Origin of the sequence: Flavobacterium jejuense, assembly GCF_006491595.2 — a bacterium.
Taxonomy (GTDB): domain Bacteria; phylum Bacteroidota; class Bacteroidia; order Flavobacteriales; family Flavobacteriaceae; genus Flavobacterium; species Flavobacterium jejuense.
In genome coordinates this window covers 54,780-77,840 of record NZ_VEVQ02000018.1, presented here as the reverse complement: position 1 = coordinate 77,840, position 23,061 = coordinate 54,780, and the positions used below count along the sequence as shown (strand labels likewise).

General features: G+C 27.8%; 21 protein-coding genes and 1 pseudogene. 18 read left to right on the top strand and 4 right to left on the bottom strand.

From position 1 onward, the window contains the following. Positions 1 to 411: 411 nt before the first annotated feature. From FIA58_RS19345 to FIA58_RS19280, 14 genes and pseudogenes are all read left to right on the top strand, one after another. Positions 412 to 2,301 (top strand): DUF349 domain-containing protein, encoded by a 1,890-nt coding sequence (locus FIA58_RS19345; RefSeq protein ID WP_140964358.1) that lies wholly within the window; start codon positions 412 to 414, stop codon positions 2,299 to 2,301. Between the two features lie 208 nt (positions 2,302 to 2,509). Then, positions 2,510 to 4,894, top strand: coding sequence for an outer membrane beta-barrel family protein (locus FIA58_RS19340; RefSeq protein WP_140964343.1), 2,385 nt, complete (start codon positions 2,510 to 2,512; stop codon positions 4,892 to 4,894). A gap of 143 nt (positions 4,895 to 5,037) precedes the next feature. Continuing rightward, positions 5,038 to 5,214, top strand: coding sequence for a hypothetical protein (locus FIA58_RS19335; RefSeq protein ID WP_165928960.1), 177 nt, complete (start codon positions 5,038 to 5,040; stop codon positions 5,212 to 5,214). Positions 5,215 to 5,291: 77 nt separating this feature from the next. Continuing rightward, positions 5,292 to 6,554, top strand: a complete 1,263-nt coding sequence (locus FIA58_RS19330) for a radical SAM protein (RefSeq protein WP_140964342.1) — start codon at positions 5,292 to 5,294, stop codon at positions 6,552 to 6,554. 8 nt (positions 6,555 to 6,562) lie between these two features. Continuing rightward, positions 6,563 to 6,727, top strand: coding sequence for a hypothetical protein (locus FIA58_RS19325; protein ID WP_165928959.1), 165 nt, complete (start codon positions 6,563 to 6,565; stop codon positions 6,725 to 6,727). 9 nt (positions 6,728 to 6,736) lie between these two features. Next, positions 6,737 to 6,994 (top strand): hypothetical protein, encoded by a 258-nt coding sequence (locus FIA58_RS19320; RefSeq protein ID WP_140964341.1) that lies wholly within the window; start codon positions 6,737 to 6,739, stop codon positions 6,992 to 6,994. A gap of 57 nt (positions 6,995 to 7,051) precedes the next feature. Beyond that, positions 7,052 to 9,220 (top strand): peptidase domain-containing ABC transporter, encoded by a 2,169-nt coding sequence (locus FIA58_RS19315; protein WP_140964340.1) that lies wholly within the window; start codon positions 7,052 to 7,054, stop codon positions 9,218 to 9,220. 284 nt (positions 9,221 to 9,504) lie between these two features. Next, positions 9,505 to 10,363: pseudogene (locus FIA58_RS19310) on the top strand (transposase). 303 nt (positions 10,364 to 10,666) lie between these two features. Next, positions 10,667 to 11,047 carry a hypothetical protein gene (locus FIA58_RS19305; RefSeq protein ID WP_140964339.1) on the top strand — a complete coding sequence of 127 codons (381 nt, stop codon included), beginning with the start codon at positions 10,667 to 10,669 and terminating at the stop codon, positions 11,045 to 11,047. Between the two features lie 132 nt (positions 11,048 to 11,179). Beyond that, the gene (locus FIA58_RS19300) at positions 11,180 to 11,779 is read left to right on the top strand and encodes a DUF2238 domain-containing protein (protein ID WP_140964338.1); all 600 of its coding nucleotides are present in this window, start codon (positions 11,180 to 11,182) and stop codon (positions 11,777 to 11,779) included. A 1-nt stretch (position 11,780) separates the two neighbouring features. Beyond that, on the top strand, positions 11,781 to 12,341 hold the full coding sequence (locus tag FIA58_RS19295; RefSeq protein WP_140964337.1) for a GNAT family N-acetyltransferase: 561 nt from the start codon (positions 11,781 to 11,783) through the stop codon (positions 12,339 to 12,341). 3 nt (positions 12,342 to 12,344) lie between these two features. Continuing rightward, the gene (locus tag FIA58_RS19290) at positions 12,345 to 13,487 is read left to right on the top strand and encodes an ABC transporter ATP-binding protein (RefSeq protein WP_140964336.1); all 1,143 of its coding nucleotides are present in this window, start codon (positions 12,345 to 12,347) and stop codon (positions 13,485 to 13,487) included. A 14-nt stretch (positions 13,488 to 13,501) separates the two neighbouring features. Beyond that, the gene (locus FIA58_RS19285; protein WP_140964335.1) at positions 13,502 to 15,019 is read left to right on the top strand and encodes a hypothetical protein; all 1,518 of its coding nucleotides are present in this window, start codon (positions 13,502 to 13,504) and stop codon (positions 15,017 to 15,019) included. Position 15,020: 1 nt separating this feature from the next. Continuing rightward, the gene (locus FIA58_RS19280) at positions 15,021 to 15,869 is read left to right on the top strand and encodes an aldose 1-epimerase family protein (protein WP_140964334.1); all 849 of its coding nucleotides are present in this window, start codon (positions 15,021 to 15,023) and stop codon (positions 15,867 to 15,869) included. A 28-nt stretch (positions 15,870 to 15,897) separates the two neighbouring features. Here the strand turns inward: FIA58_RS19280 and FIA58_RS19275 are convergent, their stop codons facing one another. Continuing rightward, positions 15,898 to 16,179 carry a hypothetical protein gene (locus FIA58_RS19275; protein ID WP_140964333.1) on the bottom strand — a complete coding sequence of 94 codons (282 nt, stop codon included), beginning with the start codon at positions 16,177 to 16,179 and terminating at the stop codon, positions 15,898 to 15,900. 134 nt (positions 16,180 to 16,313) lie between these two features. Continuing rightward, positions 16,314 to 17,834, bottom strand: coding sequence for a S8 family peptidase (locus tag FIA58_RS19270; protein WP_140964332.1), 1,521 nt, complete (start codon positions 17,832 to 17,834; stop codon positions 16,314 to 16,316). A 169-nt stretch (positions 17,835 to 18,003) separates the two neighbouring features. Between FIA58_RS19270 and smpB the strand changes: the two genes are divergently transcribed. Then, a complete protein-coding gene (smpB, locus tag FIA58_RS19265; protein ID WP_140964331.1) occupies positions 18,004 to 18,456 on the top strand; it encodes an SsrA-binding protein SmpB in 453 nt (150 codons plus the stop codon). On the opposite strand, the gene FIA58_RS19260 is transcribed toward smpB, so the two are convergent. Then, positions 18,453 to 19,094, bottom strand: coding sequence for a protein-L-isoaspartate(D-aspartate) O-methyltransferase (locus FIA58_RS19260; protein WP_140964330.1), 642 nt, complete (start codon positions 19,092 to 19,094; stop codon positions 18,453 to 18,455). The genes smpB and FIA58_RS19260 overlap by 4 nt on opposite strands. A gap of 131 nt (positions 19,095 to 19,225) precedes the next feature. Between FIA58_RS19260 and FIA58_RS19255 the strand changes: the two genes are divergently transcribed. The 3 genes from FIA58_RS19255 (at position 19,226) to FIA58_RS19240 (ending at position 22,776) form a co-directional block, all read left to right on the top strand. Further along, complete coding sequence (locus FIA58_RS19255) at positions 19,226 to 20,194, top strand: Gfo/Idh/MocA family protein (RefSeq protein ID WP_140964329.1); 969 nt, start codon at positions 19,226 to 19,228, stop codon at positions 20,192 to 20,194. 396 nt (positions 20,195 to 20,590) lie between these two features. After that, complete coding sequence (locus FIA58_RS19245) at positions 20,591 to 21,481, top strand: 3-hydroxyacyl-CoA dehydrogenase family protein (RefSeq protein ID WP_140964328.1); 891 nt, start codon at positions 20,591 to 20,593, stop codon at positions 21,479 to 21,481. Between the two features lie 65 nt (positions 21,482 to 21,546). Next, a complete protein-coding gene (locus FIA58_RS19240; RefSeq protein WP_140964327.1) occupies positions 21,547 to 22,776 on the top strand; it encodes a DUF1015 domain-containing protein in 1,230 nt (409 codons plus the stop codon). On the opposite strand, the gene FIA58_RS19235 is transcribed toward FIA58_RS19240, so the two are convergent. Then, positions 22,764 to 23,060: a hypothetical protein gene (locus FIA58_RS19235; RefSeq protein ID WP_140964326.1), complete on the bottom strand. Its 297-nt coding sequence runs from the start codon at positions 23,058 to 23,060 to the stop codon at positions 22,764 to 22,766. The genes FIA58_RS19240 and FIA58_RS19235 overlap by 13 nt on opposite strands. Position 23,061 lies beyond the last annotated feature (1 nt).

Here is a 23,061-nt window from a genome sequence, read left to right as displayed (position 1 = left end):
TTGATTTCAACTGTATTAATCACTTATGTAGACAGTGCTTTAAAACTAGCAGAATGTTCAGCTTGCTTAGATGGAAAAAGGATTTTAAAACACTTTGATATAAAAACCGACTTTATCTTCCTAATCAGTTTAATTTTAGGATTATTTCCCTTTTTATTACATGAACTTAGACAGTATAAAAGCACTGATAAAGTTTAAATTTAAACCTATACTACTTTTCATATCCAATAATCAATTTGAATTTAAAATGCAATTCAAAATTTCAAGCATTTTGTAATCTTCGAAGAGCAATTAAAAAAGACTAACAAAAACAACCAACAGCCTTGTTCCACATAAATTAACGGTTTTTCTTTGAATTTTGCACAGCCTTTATTATCTTCGGTCGCAATTAGTAACCTTAAGCATGTAATGATGTTAGAAGAAAAGAATGATAACCTGCAAAATGCAGACGGACAAAAAGAGCAAGAGTCTCAGGAGAATGTAATTACAATCAGTCAATCAGCTTTAGAAGAGATTGATAATTCAAATGCAGAAGAGAACGAAGACGACTCTATCCAGGATAAACATATTATCCCTATGTTGGACTACGATTCTCTTACAATGGAGGAACTAACTGCCGAATTGGACAAGTTAGTACATAATCACAAAGTAATGGCTATTAAAGACCATGTAGAAGAGATTAGAAAATCATTTATGAATCAGTATCATCATTTAATTGATGAAAAACGTGAAGAATTTAATGAATCTAATACCGATGAAAATGCTTCTTTTGAATATCATTTCCCATTAAAGAATAAATTTGATGCCGCTTATGATGATTATAAAACTAATAGAAATAATCATTACAACCAATTACAAAAGAATCTTAAAAGTAATTTATCGGTAAGAAACGAGATTATTGAAGAATTAAAAAATTTAGTGGACGGAACTGACGAAACACTTTCTATAGCTGATATGTTTAAGAAATTAAACGATATCAGAGAGCAATGGAAAGCAGCAGGATCGATTCCAAGAGATAAATACAACATTGTATGGAATAATTTTCATTTCCACATTGAACGTTTTTATGATTTAATTCACTTAGATAAAGAAGCTCGTGATCAAGATTTTAAAAATAATTTAGAGCAAAAACAAGCTATTATTGAGCGTGCTAAACTTTTATTAGATGAAACTGATATCTTAAAAGCTTTCCGTGAATTGCAATTACTACACCGTGTTTGGAAAGAAGAAATCGGTCCTGTTGACAGAGAATATAGAGAAGCTATTTGGAATGAGTTTAGTGATATTACCAAACAAATTCATGACAAGCGTGAAGCTTATTTTGGTCAAGCCAAAGAACGTGAAGTTGAAAATTTAGCTAAGAAAAATGAAATCATTGCTCAAATAGTAGCTTTAGGAAATGAAAACATTAACTCGCACAACGGTTGGCAAGCACAAATAAAGAAAATGGAAGCTTTACGTGAGAGTTTCTTTAAAGCTGGAAAAGTGCCTGCTGAAGTTACAGAAGACACTTGGGCAGCGTTTAAAACAGCTGTAAGAAACTTCAATGTAAACAAAAATGCTTTTTACAAAGACATTAAGCATGAACAACAAGAGAATCTTAATAAGAAACTAGCTTTAGTTGAAAAAGCAGAATCTTTAAAAGAAAGTGAAGACTTTAAAGCTACCACTCCAATAATGAAGCAAATTCAGGAGGATTGGAAGAAAATTGGACATGTTCCTCGTAAATATTCTGATAAAATCTGGAAAGACTTTAAAGATGCTTGTAATCATTACTTTGATAGAATGCATGCCGTAAGAAATGCCGAAAATGAAGATGAAGTAAAAGCTTTTGATGATAAAAAGAATTATTTAGAAAACTTAAAATCTTTTGAACTAACAGGTAATCATAAAACTGATTTAGACGCTATAAAAGAACATATCGAAGCTTGGAAATCGCTTGGAAGAGTTCCTTTTAACAGAAGACATATTGAAGGAAAATTCAACAAAATTCTAGATGCTTTATTCGAAAAATTAAGCTTGTCTAAAAAAGATACCGAAATGATGAAATTTAATGCCAAATTAGATCAATGGGTAGAAAATGAAGACAATCGTTCTTTAGAAAAAGAACAATACTTTTTAAGAAAAAAAATTGATGAAGTTCAGAATGAAATTTTACAATTAGAAAATAACATTCAATTCATAAGTAGCAGTTCAAAAGGTGAAAATCCATTTATTAAAGAAGTGGAGAAAAGCATTGAGAAACACAAAGAAGAATTAAAACTTTGGAAAGAGAAACTAAGCAAGTTAAGAGATATATAAAAAGTACTTTAAACTTTAAAAAAAACCGTTATGATACATCATAACGGTTTTTTTTATGCAACAAATATAAAACTTTAACAAAATACACAATATATATATATCTTTTTAACATTACAATATGATACATTTGGGTCAAACAAATAAACAATAAAAACTTAATATATAACTCGTAAATTTTATATTAAGCCTAAAAAGAGAGTTTTAAAACATGAAAATCAAAACTTTAACTTTAATAATCTTTTTATTAATTGCTTTCAACATCAATGGACAAATAAAAATTACTGGACAAATCCAGAGTAATGAAAATATTCCCGTTCCTTTTGCAGAAATAATATTAGTTTCAAAAGATAGTATTCCTTTAAAAATGGAATTATCTGATAAAAATGGAATGTTTACTATAGAAAGTGAAAGAGAGAATTTCATTTTACAAATAAGACAGATAGGAGATATTTTATATAACAAGGAATTTCAAATGAGTAGTAATACTAATATAGGAATAATTAAAATTAACACAACAAAATCTTTACAAGAAGTTGTAGTCACTTTAGACAAGAAATTAATTGAGAGAAAAGTTGATCGATTAGTTTTTAATGTTGAAAATAGTGTTTATGCAAGTGGTGGAAATGGTTTAGAGGCTTTAAAGATAACACCAGGTTTAAGAATAAACAATGCTCAAATATCAATGATTGGAAAAAGTAGTATGAACGTAATGATTAATGATAGACTAATCAATTTATCAGGAGAAGATTTAACTAGTTTTTTAAAAAATCTAAAATCTGACGAAATAAAAAAAATTGAAGTAATCACAAGTCCTCCTGCAAAATATGATGCACAAGGGAATAGTGGATTAATTAATATTGTTACAAAAAAAGTGAAAAATAATACTTTTAATGGGAGCCTAAATAGTTCACTTTCTCAATCAAAGACATCAATAGGTTCTGGTGGTTTAAATTTAAACTATAGAAAAAACAATTTAACGCTTACTTCGGATGTAAATTATTCTAATGGAAGTATGAAACCATATCAAGAATATTCAATTAAATATCCAAACTATATTTGGGAAGAAGAAAGTTTTAGAAAAAGTTTTTCAAATTCATTAAGTACCAGATCTACTATTGATTATAAAATTTCCTCAAAAACAAGAATTGGTGGAGAATATTCATTTTCAAATAGTTTACCATTAATAAAAACTAAAAACAATTCATTTATTTATAATAATTCAAAAATGTTAGATTCTTTAATAAAAAATGAATCTAGAATTGAAATAAAAAGAAAGACAAATACATATAATGCATATTATATAACCAATTTAGATACCCTAGGACGAAAAATAAATTTTGACATTGACTATGTAAACTATGAATCCAAAACAGATAATGATTTTTATAGTAATTCCTTTTTCCCTAATGGAACAATAAAACCCGATAACTATTTTGCTGCTAATAATTTTAGTGATTTAAAAATTGACATTGTTACAACTCGATTAGATTTTGATTATCCTACTAAGTGGATTAATCTAAATTTTGGAACAAAGTTAACATTCATTGAAAATAATAGTATAGTACAATTTTATAATACAACTTCAAGAACACCTGTCGAAGATACGCTACAATCTAATACATTTAACTATAAAGAAAGAATACAAGCTCTATACTTTTCAGGAACAAAAAATTTAACTGAAAAACTTGACTTTCAATTTGGACTTAGAGCTGAAAACACTCAAACGAAAGGAGTTTCTCAAACTTTAAGTCAAGTAAACAAGAATGATTATTTCAAACTATTTCCCACCCTATATCTAAATTACATGATTAATGATTATAAAATTATTTCATTGAATTACAATAAGAGAATTAATAGACCATCATATAACGACTTAAACCCATTTAGATTTTATTCAACTTCTTTTAACTATTCAGAGGGAAACCCTTTCTTACAACCATATGTAACTAATAACTTCGAATTAGCATATATCTATAAAAATTCATATTCTTTATTATATATTTCTCATATAAAAAATGGGTTTGATCAAGTTACTTATACAGAACCTAACTCAATTATTCAAAGAGTTACTCCAAATAATTTTTATAATCAAATTAACTATGGTTTTCTAGAAGCTTATTCCTTTAAAATAAAAAGTTACTGGGAAAATAATAGTGATATTTCTATCTTTTATTATAAAACAAATTCAAATATTAACTCTATCATTCCTGATATATCTAACTGGTCTGGTAGTTTTAAAACTAACAATACTTTTATTTTAGATAAAGAAAAAAAATATAAATTAAGCTTAGGCTTCATGTATAACTTACCTTCAATAGCAGGGAGTTACAAACTATCTAGCTTTTATCGCTTGAATTTAGGGTTTAAAACAAATTTTTTCAATAAGAATTTACAATTATCTATTAATGCTATAGATATTTTAAAAACAGATAAACAAACATTCACACAATATGTAAATAACATTAAACAAATTAACCTTGATTATAGAGATGTTAGAAGAATAAGAATATCACTAGTATACAGTTTTGGTAAAGAACTAAAAATTAAGGGTAGAATTGGTAGTAATAAAGAAGAAAAACAAAGAATTAAATAAGTATTTGATAATCTAATTTTTACAGTGTACAATGTAAGAAAAGATTTTTTAAATAGACCATTGCTTGCAAGCAAAAGAGTGAAAATAAAAGGATTAATCTCTATAAACTATGATTCAATGTTTAACACAAAAATTATAAAATTATGTTTACATTTAGAAAAAAAGACACTAATTTATTAGTAAAAAAGTCTGGATTAATTGAAAATGAGGCTTTAAAAAATGCAATTTTAGATCTTGAAAATGAAGCAGTAGGAGGGTTTACAGGCTACCAAGAACTAGCTTATGAAAGATATATTTTCGAAAAAATAATTCATGAATAATTAGTTTAAATTAGAGTCTGTGTACATTTATATACAGACTCTATCTTTCATTCAAAATAACCTTATATATCTAAATTATGAATATAGAAGCTTTAGTTGTCAAAATTGCTAGTAGATGTAATATAAATTGTACTTATTGTTATATGTATAATCATGCTGATCAATCATATAAATCACAACCAAAATTTATGTCGAAAGAAACAATATTAAACTTAAAAAATAAAATAAAAAATCATTGTGTAAAACATGAATTGAAGAAGTTTTATGTAATACTTCATGGTGGAGAACCTTTACTAACTGATGTTAATGATTTAAGATATTTTTTAGAAACACTTAGCAGTTTAGACAAGGAATCTTCCATAAATATAAGTTTTGCAGTACAAACTAATGGTATATTAATTAGTGAAGAACATTGTAAATTACTTAATGAATATGATGTAGGTGTTGGTATAAGTTTAGACGGAAATGAAAAAATTAATAACCAATATAGAGTTGATAAAAAAGGAAATGGAACCTTTGAAAATGTAAAAAAAGGAATTGAAGTTGCAAAAAAACATCTCAATCACCCTATAGGTTGCTTATCTGTAGTAAATTTAGAAGCATCTCCTATTGAATCTTATGAAACATTCAAAAGTTTAAGTTTTACTGGTATAAACTTTTTACTATTAGACGAAAACTATGACACTTTAAGCAATGACGATATCGTAATATCAGATCTTAAAAATTCAAATTGGTTGATTGAATTATTTGATTATTGGTATAAGTTAGATGATAAAGAAAGACTTCGAATAAGAAAATTTGAGGATATAATTAGTTATATTCTTGGAAGTGAAAGAGGAACAGAAAGTGCTGGAAAAGGAGAAAACAAGATTGCCGTAGTAGAAACAAATGGAGATATAGAGCCTTTAGATGTTTTAAAAATATGCGGTGAAGAATTTACAAAACACAAATTTAATCTTGCTACAAATGAGTTAGACGACGTATTTCATAGCGACCTAATAAAAACATATTATAATAGTAAAAAATATTTAGCCAAAAAATGTTTAGCCTGTCCTGTAAATGAAGTTTGTGGAGGAGGCTATTTACCACATAGGTATAATTCAAAAAATGGATTTAATAACCCATCTATTTATTGCAAAGATTTATTAAAAGTAATTACACATATACAAAATGTAATAATTGATGATATTCCAAATGAAATAATCGAGGAATCAGGAGTAAAAAAAGTTACTTATGAAGAAGCTTTAGAGATGATTGAAAATAACATTCCTAATATAGAGTCTACCGGATATATGGATTTATTAGAAAGTTTTAGGAAAAATGAATTAATAACCAATTAAAAAAAGTGATGAAAGTAATATTCTCAAATAACGATTTAGAGCTATTAAATGGCTGTAAAAATAATATTATCAAGAACTCTATTAATGCATTAGAAACTAAAAATACAATCCTCACACAATATAGAGAACTAATATTTGAAAGAGTTGGTTTTGAAAAAATAATCCGAGAATAAAATAATAGTATGAAAAAATGTCCTAATAATGATAGCAAAAATTCAAATGAAGTAATAGGATATTATGATAAAGATGGTATACTTATTTATCTTGATTCAAATTTAAAAAATAATTTACCAAAAAATAATGCGCGATTATCTGCTACCTGTGAAACAAAAGAATGCACTAATTGGACAGGAAAAGAATGTTTAATTCCATCTAAAATTTTAAACAATATTAAAAATACAATAATTTATAATTCTGAAAACTGCATAATTAAGAGATAAATGCAGATAGTATTATCAAGAAGGTATTAAAATATGTAAAGTTTGCCCAGTAATAAAATGATAAAAAAATTTCCTTTCTTTAAACAATTAGATAGTCAAGATTGCGGTTTCGCATGTCTAAAAATGATAGGTAAGTATTATAATAATAGTTTTGGTATTGATAATGATACTATTATAAATTCCAATTTACTGAAACAAGGCATATCCATATCAGATTTAGAAAAAATATCAAAAAAGTTAGGTTTTAAAACTTTAACTGTAAAATTAGATTTAGTAAAAGCATCTGAAAATATCTCTACTCCAGCTATCTTTTTTTGGAATCAAAATCATTTTGTAGTTGTTTATAAGATTGAAAAAAATAAAATTTATGTTGCTGATCCTGCTTTTGGGAAAACAGTATATAAAAAAGAAGAATTCTTAAAAGGCTGGACACAAAACGAAGAAGAAGGTATAATTTTATTATTAGAACCTACTGAAGTCATATTTAATAATACTAATACCAACGAAGATAAAAAAGTAAATTTAAATTATGTAACTAAATATTTAAGAAACCATAAAATACAATTAGTATTAATTTCATTAACTCTATTACTATCTTCTTGTATAGAACTTATTTTCCCTTTTTTTACACAAAAAATTATAGATAAAGGTGTGTTATTTAAAGACTTAAACTTTATATATTTAGTTCTATTAGCACAAGTAATTGTTTTCATAAGCAAAATATCATTAGAATTTTATAGATCATGGCTGTTCATTCATATAAGTAGTAGAATTAGTTTGTCTATCATTTCTGATTTTCTTATTAAATTAATGAAATTACCCATTCGATTCTTTAATTCAAAAAACATTGGTGATTTAATACAAAGAATACAAGATCATAAACGGATAGAGGGCTTTTTATCAAAAGATCTAATTCAAACTATATTTTCTTTTTTTAGCATCTTAATCTATTCTTCAATTCTATTTTATTTTAATTTAAATATCTTTTTAGTAGTAGTAATTGGTACAATTATAGAATTAATATGGATTTTTAGTTTTTTAGAAAAAATAAGGATTAATGATCATAAAAATTTTGCTCTTCAATCTAATGATCAAAATAAAATATATGAATTAATCTCCTCAATACAGGAAATTAAATTAAATAATCTAGAAAAACAAAAAACAGAACAGTGGCAAAAAATTCAAAAGAATTTATATCTTAACAATATTGAAAAATTAAAAATTACACAAAAATATGAAAGCTATAGATTTGTTAGTTTTTTTCAAACAATTTTAGTTGTATTCTTTGCTTCAATAGCCGTTATGAATGGAAGCCTAACAATAGGAACAATGTTGTCTATAATGTTTATTCTAGGAGGCTTAAATGGTCCAATAGGTCAATTTATCAATTTTGTTTTACAATTTCAACTTGTAAAAGTTAGCTTTGAAAGATTAAACGAAATTCACAATAAAAAGGACGAAGAAAACTTATCTGAAATAAATGAATTAAACAATATTTTAGATTTACAATTAGAAAATGTTGATTTCTCATACGACAACAAAACACTTATCTTAAAAGATATTAATTTAACCATTCCAAAAAACAAAACTACTGCCATTGTAGGAGTTAGCGGAAGCGGAAAAACATCTCTTCTAAAATTATTATTAAAATTTCACAAACAAAAAAATGGTATTATTAAAGTTGGTGAACACAATATCAACGAAATAAATAACCAATTATGGAGAAATAAATGCGGTGTAATTCTTCAAGATAGTGTTATTTTTTCAGACACAATAAAATATAATATCACTTTAGACGAAGAACCCGATCTAAATAAATTTAATAAAGCATTAGAATTAGCAAATATAAAATCATTTGTAGATAGACTTCCATTAAAAGAAAATACAATAATTGGTCCAGAAGGAGTTGGAATAAGTCAAGGTCAAAAACAGAGAATGTTTATTGCCAGAACCATCTATAAAAATCCAGATTATTTATTCTTTGATGAAGCAACTAATGCATTAGATGCTGAAAATGAAAAAATAATTGTTAATAATATAGATTCTTATTTTCAGAATAAAACCATGATAATTGTTGCTCATAGATTATCAACTGTAAAAAATGCTGATCAGATAATTGTATTGGACAATGGAGACTTAATTGAACGAGGTACTCATGCTGAATTAATACAATTAAGAGGAAAATATTATAGCTTAATTAAAAATCAATTAGAACTAGGAGAATAATGAAAAATAACAATGACATCCTTGGAAAAATTTCACCTAAATATACAATAATAGGAATTATTATATCTATTTTTAGTGTACTTGCAATACTTTTGGCTTTTAAAGTATTATTCTACTAACCAATAAAACTATATTAAGAGGTGAAGAAAAACATATAGAAAAGTACTCTATTATTACAAACAAGTAATCAAGAAAACAATTACCTATCAAAGGCTTAAAATTAACATTTTAAAAGAGAAGTGATTTAAACTTATTTTGTAAATAAAAAAAGGTTGACGAAATTTGTGTTGCAAAACATAATCATTTCAAAATCAACCCTTATTTACAGTGTACTTAGCAAAGATATAATAAAAACTGAAATTGTTCCTTTTTTACCTTTAGCAAAAAGAGGTTTTCAAGTAACGGTTCCACTAGAAGAAATAGTAAATGCGGTTCTTTATAAATTAAAAACAGGTCTTCAATGGCATCAACTACCAGTGAAATCATTGTTTGATGATGAATTCTTGACATGGCAATCTATTTATTATCATTATCGTAAATGGTGTAAGAAAGATGTTTTAAAGAATAGTTAGATTTGTATTTTAGAGAAAAATAAATCAAAATTTGATCTTTCGAGTGTTGATTTTGTTAGCAGTCATACTTCTGCAATTAGAGGTGGTGAAGAAGCTGAATACCAAGGCAGAAAGAAACGCAAAACAACAAATGCTCTGTATCTAAGTGACAGACAAGGGTTGCCATTAACAATTTCAAACCCAGTTGCGGGTAACCATAATGATCTTTATAATATTGAAATCCAGTTTGAAGTAGTAATAGGAACGTTAGAACAAGCCAATATACCAGTTAATGGACTTTTTTAAATGCTGATGCAGGTTTTGATTCGAAAGAATTTAGGTTGTGTTGTAAGAAAAAAGAAATAAATCCAAATGTTTATTTCAATAAAAGGAATGGAGATAATGATAGAGATGTATATTTCGACCAATTGCTTTATAATGAGCTATATAAAATTGAGAGAACAAATGTATGGATGGACAGTTTTAGGTCCTTACTAAATAGATTTACGCAACAATAGCTAGCTGGTTAGGCTTTAATTATCTAGCTTTCATAATAATTGCACTAAAAAAATTCAATAAAATAAAAGTTTAAACGACTTCAAAAAGAAAGCTCTTTAAAAAAGTAAGTTAAGAGATATTTAATCCTTAAATAATTACAAAAAACGAATCCCATTATACAAATTATAATGGGATTTTTTTTATCCCATAAATTAAAAAAAAGAAGGTGTTTTTCAAAAAGTACGTATAAATACGTATAAAAAAAGGCCAAAAATACGTATAAATACGTATTGACCACTGATTATTAATAAACTAACTTTGAGAAAGAAGGTTAAGCTTTTTTAGAGAGAAACTATTTTATTGCTATTAAACCGAATAAACAATAAAAATAATCCCTATGAGAAATTTAAAAATTAACATTCTAAATGAAGAAGGAAAATTGATTGGTTTCCAAGTTGATAGAGAAATCATGAATGGACTTTACATTACTTTTGATTTCACTAAAGTTGAAAAGAATTATCAAAATTTCAAGGTTGATTACAAAGAACCAAAAGAATCGGAATTTGCAAGTGTAACATTAAACATGGATGATATTACCATTCTAAGTACAAAATTGGATGCTGACAATCATGTACAATTTGTAATAGAAGAAAACATGTCATTAAAAAAACTAAGAAAGGTTCCTGAAAATGTAATTCCAATGGACTTTAAAAAAACAATTCGTACCGCTTACAAAAAGTATTATGAAAATACTACTTACAGAGACATTGCTTCTTAATACTTTTTAAAGTACTCATTTTATAAATCTAAAAAAAGTCAATGGACAGAGACAGATAAATTTTGTTCTTTCCAGTGACTTTTTTCTGTTTTTTTTTTAATTATTTCGTAATATTGTTTAAAACGATATCCATTGAAAACAAAACAAATCTTACTGCTTCTTTTTTTTGTTGGTTTACTTATTTCTGGAATTCAACCTAAGGAATATTTTACTTGGTTTTTAGAAGTATTACCAGCTATTATAGGTCTTCTAATATTAGTTATAACCTATAAAAAATTTCAGTTTACGAATTTTACTTATATTTTCATACTCATTCATTGTTACATCTTATTTTTAGGTGGTCACTATACCTATGCAGAAGTACCTTTATTTGACTGGATAAAAGAAGTTTTTCATCAAACTAGAAATAATTATGATAAAGTAGGTCATTTTGCACAAGGTTTTGTTCCTGCCATAATTGTAAGAGAATTATTCATTCGTAAAAATGTAATATCAAATAAAAGCTTTTTCAATTTCATTATTGTATCAATTTGTTTAGCTATTAGTGCGGCTTATGAATGGATTGAATGGTGGATATCATTAGGCACTGGTGAAGGTGGTGATGCTTTTTTGGGAACACAAGGATACATTTGGGATACTCAATCAGATATGCTTTTGGCAACAATAGGTGCTATTTGCATGTTGATTTTCCTATCTAAAAAACATGATAAAGTCATTCAAAATTTAAAATAAAATGTTACAACTTAACTTCTCCCCTTTTCCTGTTTTAGAATCAGAACGACTACTATTTAGAGCCATTCGAGATACTGATGTAAACGAAATATTTGCTCTTAGAAGTAATCCTGAGTTGATGAAATATATCCCACGACCATTGCTTACTAACTTAGAAGAAGCTAGAGAACACATGAAAATGATCCAGGATAAAATTGATGCTAATGAAGGTATTAATTGGGCCATGACTGAAAAAGGCAAAGACAAACTTATTAGTTTAATAGGTTTTTACAAAACAGAAAATGAAAATTATCGTTCTGAAATAGGTTATATGTTATTACCCGAATATCAAAATAAAGGCTACATTACAGAAGCTATACAAACACTTCTAGATTATGGTTTCAATACAATGGGATTACACTCAGTTGAAGCCATTATTGATCCTAATAATAGTGCTTCAGAAAAAGTATTATTAAAAAATGGTTTTCTAAAAGAAGCGCATTTCCATGAAAATTGTTTTTTCAATGGAGAGTTTATAGATAGTGTTCATTACTCCATATTAAAAAGAAATTATATAAAATAAAATATGACTGAATTTGAAAAACAGTTTAAAGAAGTTCATGAACTTTTACAATTTGAAGATTATAATCAAGTACTAAAAAGAATAATCGATTTTACTTTAGACACCGAAAACATTGAATATTACAAAAAAACAAATGATTTTTTAAATTGGAACGATACCAATGAACAAAATTTAGCCGAAAAAAAACAAAAATTAGAGACCTTACTAAGTGATTTATATACCTATTTAAGCGATAAAGCCATAAACGAACATCAAATCATTATTACAGTAGATAATGTTAGAAAAGTGTATAATTCTAATTTTACATTAGGACCAATTCATTTGGAAATTAAAACAGGAGAAATAATTGGTTTAGTAGGAGAAAATGGAAACGGAAAAACTACTCTTTTAAGAAGCTTATGTGGTGAATTAGCTCCAACTTCAGGTTATATAAAATATCATTTTGACTATGAAGACATGTATGACTTAAGAACAAAACTTGTTTACATTCCACAACGAACAGATACTTGGAGAGGTTCTATGTACGAAAATCTTGAATTTACTGCTAGTTGTTATGGATATTTACCCGAAGAAAACAATTTGGTTATCGATTTAATTATTACTCGTTTAGGTTTACGAAAATTCAGAAATTATAATTGGAGTGGTTTATCTTCTGGTTACAAAATGCGATTTGAGTTGGCTCGAATGTTACTCCGAAAACCAAAAATTCTTCTAATTGATGAACCATTGGCTAACTTAGATATTTTGGCTCAGCAAACAATTTTAGATGATTTTAGAAACATAGCTAATTCTCCTTTTAGACCTATTGCAATTGTATTAAGCTCGCAACAATTATATGAAGTGGAGAAAACATCAAACCAAGTCGTATTTTTAAAACAAGGAGATCAAAAGAATTTAAACACAGAAAATGAAACCACTAAAAACTGTATCATTGAATTTGAAAGTTCGCAAAGCATAAGCGAGTTAAAAACTGTTTTTAGTAGTATAAGCATTATTTCTTTGGAACAAAATGGAGGCACCTATATTGCTACTTTTCCAGAACATATAACGATAACTGACTTCATGAAAACGGTTGTCTATCAATCGGTTTCTATTTCTTATATGCGAAACATTTCCAACTCTTCTCGTCGCTTCTTTGTGAACTAAAATTAAAAAGACTCATGTTAAAAGACATACAAAAACAACTTTTATTAAAATACCCATTACCTTGGAATACTAAATTTGTTCCAATGCTAATTATTGGAGTATTATTTCATCTCATTTTCTTTGGATTAGGCTATTTTGATGGAACTATTGACTTTTCCAACAAAATAAATTATGATATTTCTACCTTTTCTATGTTATTTGGTGTTTTATTATGCATTATTGTAATTATACTTTGGTTAGTAAACTATTTTAAAAATAATTCTTTAAAGTCATTTTATAGCAAATCGAGAGCTTCCTTATTTTACGAATGGGCTCAAATCTTTGTCATTTGCCTGTTACTAATCACCTTTTATTTACCTTTTCAATTTGGTAAACAATTCCATCAAAAAAACTATTTTTCACTTGAAGAAACAAAAAGACGATGCGAAATTATTAGTGCTGCAGACTTTTTTATTGATGGAAGTTTTGCTCAAACAGAAATTGATTCTTTAGCTTCTGGATTAATTGATAGCATTGGGAATAAAATTGTGAAATCAAATGAGTACGAATATGAAAGAAGTGAAAATGAAGTTTTCAATGATTATATGATTTTTAATGGTAAAAAGTACAATCAATATTCATTACTTAATAGAAATAATTTTCATTTTACGGTAAATTCTACTAAAGAAGATTCCATACTAAAACTTAAGGTTCAAAATTGGCTATACACTAACAGCCAACAAGAAGTTAAAAACTTGATGAATACTTATCTAACAATAATAAAAGAACATCATTTAAAAACCAACCTTACTCCTGAGAAATGGTTTGAAAGTACTTATAAAAATCCCGATTTTGACAATTTTCTATACATTAAACCCTATTTAATCGAATATGAAGCAGACAGTTGGTACAACTATTCAGATAGAAGATTTCAACCTTATCAAGATTATGATACAGGAAAATATTCAAAATATTATGTACAGCAAAATGTATTAAAAGTAAAATATGATACCGTTTCAGATGCACATACTAATTCGTATTTTGAATATGAAATGTTACTTTCCTTTTTGTATGGAGCATTAGGTCTATCGTTACTTATTTTTTCGTTTAGAGTAACCACAGGGAAAAGTTGGTTAATTGCCATTGTAACTACAGGAATATTGAATATTTTTTATGGAATTTTTAGTGCTTTCTCAGGTTCAGGAATGTTATATGCCTATCTAATTCTATTTACTATTGTTGGAATCATTATTTATTTCTTTTGGGTTTATTCAATTAAAAAAAATATCCAACTCACAAGAGTAATTTTAAATATGATACTTTGGTCTTTTTCAACTTTTATTCCAATAGTTTATTTTTTGCTTATTGAGGCTTATCGCTATCAAGACTATTTATATGACAGTGAAATTCAAAAATATTATGAAAATCCTTTTTACATATGGCTGAAAGATCACGCACTAGAAATGTTTTCAGTAAACTTCATAGTATCAGTAATTGCGTTGTTCTTTTTATCAATAATCATAAGAAACTGGAAAGGTTTAGCAGAAGAATAGTATGATAGTAACTCTTAAAAATAAAGAAATTTCAGCATCAATTAATTCTTTTGGTGCTGAATTAGTTTCTCTTTCAAAAGGAGAAACTAATTATATTTGGAAAATAGACACGAAGTATTGGAACAAAACTTCACCAGTACTTTTTCCAATTGTAGGACGATTAAAAAATGATTCTTACACATACAACGAAAAAGACTATGCGTTATCAAGACATGGTTTTGCAAGAGATCATGAGTTTAAGGTGATTCATCAAACAGAAACGAAAGCTATTTTTTCTTTTTCTAGTAATGAAGACACATTAAAAACATATCCTTTTGATTTCGAGCTTCAAATTAGTTATACTATAATTGAGGATAAAGTAATCATTAGTTATAAAGTAATCAATAAAAACGAAGTTGAAATGCCATTTTCAATTGGAGCTCATCCAGCATTTACAATTGATAAAAATTTTACAGATTATACTTTAGTCTTTAATTCAAAAGAACATTTTGAAAGTCATGTATTAGAAAATGATTTGTTTTCAGGTAAGACCAAAAATATTCTGTCAAGCAAAAACACAATTCCTCTTTTTTATGATTTATTTACTGAAGATGCTTTGGTTTTTAAACAATTAAAATCCTCAGTAATCACCTTAGAATATTTAAATAAACCCTTTTTAAAAATAAACTTTGAAGGCTTTCCATATTTGGGAATTTGGACCAAAGAAAAAGCACCTTTTATATGTATAGAACCTTGGTTTGGTCTTGCAGATAATCACAATTCAAGTGGAAAAATAATAGAAAAAGAAGGGATTGAGATTATAGCCTCTAATTCAAAATTTGATTGCCAATTCTCAATTGAACTATTTTAAAAAAGCTGTTAAAAAACAGCTCTTGAAGTTAAATAATCTTATGAATTCGATTTAAAGGAATAACAACTCCTTGTTTTAATATAATCCTATTATCTGTAACACCCCAAATTGTTGTTTCAGTCATTTTAACACTAGTGTCGTCTTCAAAGTAAATTTTTATTTTAAGATGTTCTAAATTACCAAGAGTTAAAGCTCTTTCAAGATCATTTTTTCTTTGAATAACCTGATCTTTTTCAGCTAATACTTCTGTACTTGGAAAGTGTAAAGAACTGATAAATTCTTTATCGATTTGTTGACATTCTAAAATCATAGTAGGTGATAGTTTGGGGTTAATAACAATAAATGTACAAAAAATAATAATTCAAATTAAAAAAAACAGGGATAAAAAAACCGTCTTTAAAATTTTAAAAACGGTTTTTCTTTTGAATTAATAATTATCTAAACTTATTGTACGGCTAAATTTGCATTTATATTTCCATATCCATATTCTGAATTCTTATTAGGATACAAAGAAGAGGATTGTTTCAATTTATTTAATACTTGATCTTTATTCCAGCTAGGATTCTTAGACCAAACCAAAGCTGCAATTCCTGCAGTTGTAGCTGTAGCCACTGAAGAGCCTCCAACATAATCGGATTGGTTTTCATAATAACTCAAAACTGGAGCTGTATTTCCAGAACCAGATCGTTCCATTACAACAGTAAAATCTATTTTATCGCCAGAATGGCAATTTGAACATTTATTGTATCCTGAACCTTCTTTAATTCCAGTAACTGCAACTGTTTCATTCATCCAAGCTGGAAAAATAACACCTACAAAATTTGTAAAACTAGTAGAAGTTCCACCAGCGCAAAATATCAATTTCCCTCTATTATTAGCATACCTAACACCATCTTCAATTCGTCCAACTGAAAAAATATGTCCCATTGACATAGAAATGATTTTCACAGAAGAATTATTTCCTAATCCAACAAATGCATTTTGGACTCCTTTTTGTTCATGATATCCTTCTAAAACTACATTTGCCGCTGCTCTATATGAAATCAAATTAGCATTATATGCAACACCTACTGGTAATCCTTTATTGTTTCTTGGAGCAGTTGCAGTCGCTGTCATACTCGTACCATGACCACACTGATCATTTGGACCGTCTGTAGAAGTTGACCACGGCCAAAATGAGTCTACGTAAGTGCCATATTTTTGAACACTTCTTCCCGAAGAGTCACCGTTATTAAAATTACTTCCCATTAAAGATTGATTAGGAGAAACACCAGAGTCGATCACTCCAATAGTAATTCCTGAACCTGTACTCTTATTCCAAGCACTTGGAATATTATGTTGATAGAAACTCCAAGGCACTTTTGCATTAGGCGAAATAGAAGTATAATCAGATGAACTCAATGTTTCTGAATCAAAACCACAACCAGAAGAACCAGAACTTGAACTTCTCATCGTTCCATTTTCTTCTTCAAACTTGAAAAATCTATAGTCTCCCGGCTCTATATATCTAACATTTATATTTCTTCTTAATTCATATAATGTCTTTTGATCCTTAACAACCACATCTATAATATTTAATATTGGATCACTATAAATAAGAGTTTTCCCAGAAGGATTTGATTCATTATTTGATATAATAGCTAACAATTGTTTTTCAATATCTGTTGCTTTAGATGAAGTTCCTTTTTCAAAATCACTTTGAGAAGATCCATAACCAACGGTAATGATATTTTGCCCATGTTGAGAAGCACTCCACAACATTTGTAAAGAGGCATCTTTCCAATAAAACTGTCCTGTTTGTTGCAGCGTACTCTTTATTTCATCATTAATTTGTTTTGTAGATAATAATTCTTGATTAAAATTTTGAACTTGTTCTGTAGATTCATTCTCAATGCTATCTTCACTACAAGAAATTGTTAACCCAAGTAATGCTAAGAAGCATAACTTGAAAATAGATTTTTTCATAATTATAATTTTATAGTTGGAAATACGAATTTATATTTTTTTTTCTTATAAAAACATCAAAAACATAATTTTTAATATATTTTTTTATCAATTACTCAAACAACCAGCAAAATCATTATTTTACATAAATATTTCAATTTCTAATATTTTGAACTACATTTGCAATCCAATGCAAAAAACGATTAACATACTTAACAAAAGAGCAAAATTCGATTACGAAATTATCGATAAGTACACTGCTGGAATTGTTTTGACAGGAACTGAAATAAAATCAATACGATTAGGAAAAGCTTCAATAGCAGAAAGTTTTTGTGAATTTCACAATAATGAACTTTTTGTAATTAATGCAACCATTGAAGAATATCTTTATGGCAATCATTACAATCATAAAGCTAAAAGTGAAAGAAAACTATTGCTCAATAAGAAAGAATTAAAAAAACTAGAAAAAGATAGTGATAACAAAGGTTTAACTATAATTCCTTTACGAATGTTTACCAATGAAAAAGGGTTAGCTAAACTTGATATTGCTTTGTGTCGTGGAAAGAAAAATTATGACAAAAGAGAATCTTTAAAAGAAAAAGATACCAAAAGAGATTTGGATCGAATAAAAAAATCTTTTTAATTTTTATCTTCTAACAAAGGTACAAAACGGAACTCACCAAACTCATGTTTTTCAAATTGAGACTCATTTTTTCTCACCAACATGGTCATTATTTGATTTTCTTCTCCTAAAGGGATAACTAACTTACCTCCTATTTTCAATTGAGCCATTAATGGTTGTGGAATAAATGGAGCTCCTGCAGTTACTATAATACTATCAAAAGGAGCATATTGCGGTAAGCCTTTATAACCATCTCCAAAAGAAATATGTTTCGGTCGAATACCTAATTTTGGTAATAATAAAGAAGTCGTTTTAAAAAGCTCATTTTGCCTTTCAATCGTATATACTTTTGCTCCCATAGTGCATAAAACAGCTGTTTGGTAACCACTTCCAGTTCCAATTTCTAAAATTTTATGCTCTTTTTTCACTTCTAATAACTGACTTTGAAAAGCAACTGTGTAAGGTTGAGATATAGTTTGCCCTGCTCCTATAGGAAAAGCCTTGTCTTGATAAGCAAAATTTTCAAAACTCGAATTTAAAAACAAATGTCGAGGAATTTTCTTAATCGCTTCTAAAACATTTTTATCACTAATTCCTTTTTCTTGTAATAATTTAGCAAGTTGATTTCTAAGTCCTTGGTGTTTGGGTGTATCTTTCAATTTATAGGCTATTAGTTTTTGGTAAAAATAGAAGTAAAAAACTCAAAAAACAAATTCCAAATTCCAAAAAAAATGCTACACACAATCCCAAAACTAAAACAAATATGTATTTTTGTTGAAAATACTTTATTATGTTAAAAGTTGGTGTTCTAGGTGCTGGTCATTTAGGAAAAATACATTTACGATTATTAAATCAATCTTCAAAATATGAACTTGTTGGCTTCTATGATCCTTTTGAAGAAAATGCAAAGAAAATTGTAGCAGAATTTGGATATAAAAAGTTTGATTCGATAGCAGAATTAATCAATGCTGTAGATGTAATAGACATTGTTACCCCTACTCTTTCTCATTATGATTGTGCTTTAGAAGCCATACAAGCAGGCAAACACGTTTTCTTAGAAAAACCCATTTCAAATACAGTTAAAGAGGCAGAAGAAATAATAACTTTGGCCAAAAAACATAATGTAAAAGGTCAAGTAGGTCATGTAGAAAGATTTAATCCTGCATTTAAAGCAGTAAAAGATAAAATTGAAAATCCGATGTTTATTGAAACGCATCGTTTGGCCGAATTTAATCCAAGAGGAACAGATGTTCCTGTAGTTTTAGACTTAATGATTCATGATATTGATGCCATCTTGAGTGTTGTAAAATCGAAAGTAAAATCAGTTAATGCTAGTGGTGTAGCTGTTATTTCAGATTCTCCAGATATTGCCAATGCTAGGATAGAATTTGAAAATGGCTGTGTGGCTAACGTTACTTCGAGTCGAATTTCAATGAAAAACATGCGTAAGTCTCGTTTCTTCCAAAAAGATGCTTATATCTCAGTAGATTATTTAGAAAAGATTTGTGAAGTAGTGAAAATGAAAGATGCTCCAGAAATTCCAGGTGATTTTGATATGATTTTACAAAATGCAGAAGGCATTAAAAAGCAAATCTATTTTGATAATCCACAGGTACATACCAATAATGCCATTTTAGAAGAATTAGAAACTTTTGCAGATGCCATCAATAACAACACTTCTCCAATTGTAACTCTTGAAGATGGAACGGAAGCTTTACGTGTGGCTTACATGATTATTGATTCAATGGAAATGAAATAGTAATAAATGACAAGAAAAGATTTTATAACTATTGCTTTAACCAAAAAGATAAAACCATTAGTGTATATTATTTTTCTATTATATGCTATTACCTTTTTGATACAAGCCTTGAGTAACAAAAATAGTATTGAAAGATTTCTTTTAATCTTTATAATTATCTCAATAGCCTTGTGTTTATTTCTTGGAATGATTTACCAGTTAATTATTTACTTTAATAGTAAATTATCTGAAAAAGTAAAATCATTTTTTAAGATAGTATCGACTATAACTGAAGTAATTAGTGGAATACTTCTAGTTAGCTTAGTAATAAACTCTTGGAAAGAAAATAATCGAATTTATATTAATGATAGGTATATTACTATTTATATTCTATACCAAAAAATCTAAAAAAATACAATGAAACAAATAGCTGTTATAGGATCTGGAACAATGGGGAACGGAATTGCTCATACCTTTGCTCAATCTGGATTTACTGTTAAACTTATTGACATCTCTGAACAAGCCATTGAAAGAGGCATGACAACCATTGCTAAAAACTTAGACAGAATGGTTACCAAAGGAAGTATCACAGAAGAGGATAAATTAAAAACTATCAGTAATATCATTACTTACACAGATACTAAAGATGGTGTTGTAGGTTGTGATTTAGTTGTAGAAGCTGCCACTGAAAATGTGGACTTGAAACTAAAAATATTCAAGCAATTAAGTGACATTTGCGATCATAATGTCATTTTGGCGACCAATACATCATCAATTTCAATCACTCAAATTGCTGCGCAAGTGGTTCATCCTGAAAGAGTAATTGGAATGCATTTTATGAATCCTGTCCCAATTATGAAGTTGGTTGAAATTATCCGTGGTTATTCAACATCAAATGAAGTAACCAAAATTATTATGGATTTATCTGTAAAATTAGGAAAAACCCCAACAGAAGTGAACGATTATCCTGGTTTTGTTGCCAATCGTATTTTAATGCCAATGATTAATGAAGCTATTGAAACTTTATTCAATGGTGTTGCAGGCGTAGCAGAAATTGACACTGTAATGAAACTTGGAATGGCGCACCCAATGGGACCTTTACAATTAGCGGATTTCATAGGTCTTGATGTATGTCTTTCTATCTTAAACGTAATGTATAATGGTTTTAAAAACCCAAAATATGCACCGTGTCCTTTATTAGTCAATATGGTAATGGCTGGAAAATTAGGAGTAAAATCTGGTGAAGGTTTTTATGATTATGCAGCAAGTAAAAAAGCAGAGAAAGTTTCTAAACAATTTAGCAAATAAAGTAATTAGTGATTAGTAATTAGTGAAAAGCTAGTTACTAATCACTAATTACTAATCACTCAAAAATGTCAAAAATAATCCCTTTTAAAGCAGTTCGTCCTGCTCCTGATAAAATTGGTTTAGTAACCTGTAGAAATTACGACGATTATAGTCAGGCTGAGCTTGCCGCTTGGTTGAACTTTAATCCGTATTCTTTTTTGCATGTTATTAATCCAGCTTATGCACATTCGCAGAAAATCAGTTGGGACAAACGTTTCAAAGGAGTAGCTTTAAAGTACAAAGATTTCAAAACAGATGGAATTTTTATCCAAGAAGAAAAAGCTGTTTTTTATGTTTACGAAATCCAAACAAAAAAACAGACTTTTACTGGTATTATTGCAGGAACTTCAGTAGAAGATTACCAAAATGACGTAATCAAAAAACACGAAGACACTTTACAATATCGCGTAGAATTGTTCAAAGATTATTTGCACCAAACTCAATTTAATACTGAACCTGTTTTAATAACTTATCCTGATAGTGTTGAAATTAATACTTGGTTACTATTAAAAAAACAAAGCGAACCCATTTATTCTTTTTCGACCACAACCAAAGAAAAACATACCCTTTGGAAAATTGATACACAAAGTGATATTGATTGGTTGCAAGAACATTTCGAAAACATTCCTAATTTATACATTGCAGATGGCCATCATCGTTCTGCTTCTGCCGAAGTTTTGTTCGAACAAGACAAACATTTAGGTAACTCCAATTTGAATTATTTCATGAGTTTTTTAATTGCTGAAAGTAATGTGAAAATTTATGAATTTAATAGAATGGTTCGCGATTTAAACCATCATTCCAAAGAAGCCTTTCTAGAAAAATTAGCCGACAATTTCATTATCAAATGTAAAGATCAAGAGTTATGGAAACCTGAAAACAAGTTTGAATTTGGGATGTATTTAGACGGTGTTTTTTATGCTTTATTTTACAAACACACAATTGAAGAAGTTTCAGGTACTTCATCTATTTTGAATAATTTAGATGCTCAAATTTTATATAACAAAGTATTATTTCCTATCTTAGGCATTGAAGATTTACGCAATGACGAACGTATCGATTATATTTCTGGAAAGCAATCTATCACCTCTATCAAACAAATTGTAGATGAAGGTGAATTTGAAGTAGGTTTTATGCTCTACCCTTCTGATATTTCAGAAATAAAAGCATTAGCCGATAACAATTTGATTATGCCTCCAAAAAGTACGTATATTGAACCTAAATTTAGAAGTGGATTGATTGTTTATGAATTGTAATTATAGTCAATTTGATAATAATCACCAAACTTGTCAAATATTGAACAAACATCACCAACAAGTTTATTATTGTAGAAAACAAACCATTTTTTTGTATTAACACTATAATTAATATTACCGTAAGTCATTTTTAAATTGAGTGATTCATGAACAAGTTCAATTTTAATATTATTGCTAAATAAATTTTCATAAAACCCTAAAACTAATTCAAATTTATTACTAAATTCATCAAATAAATTTTCACCATGTTTTTCAAATCCTCCGTATTTTGTAAAATCAGTCATA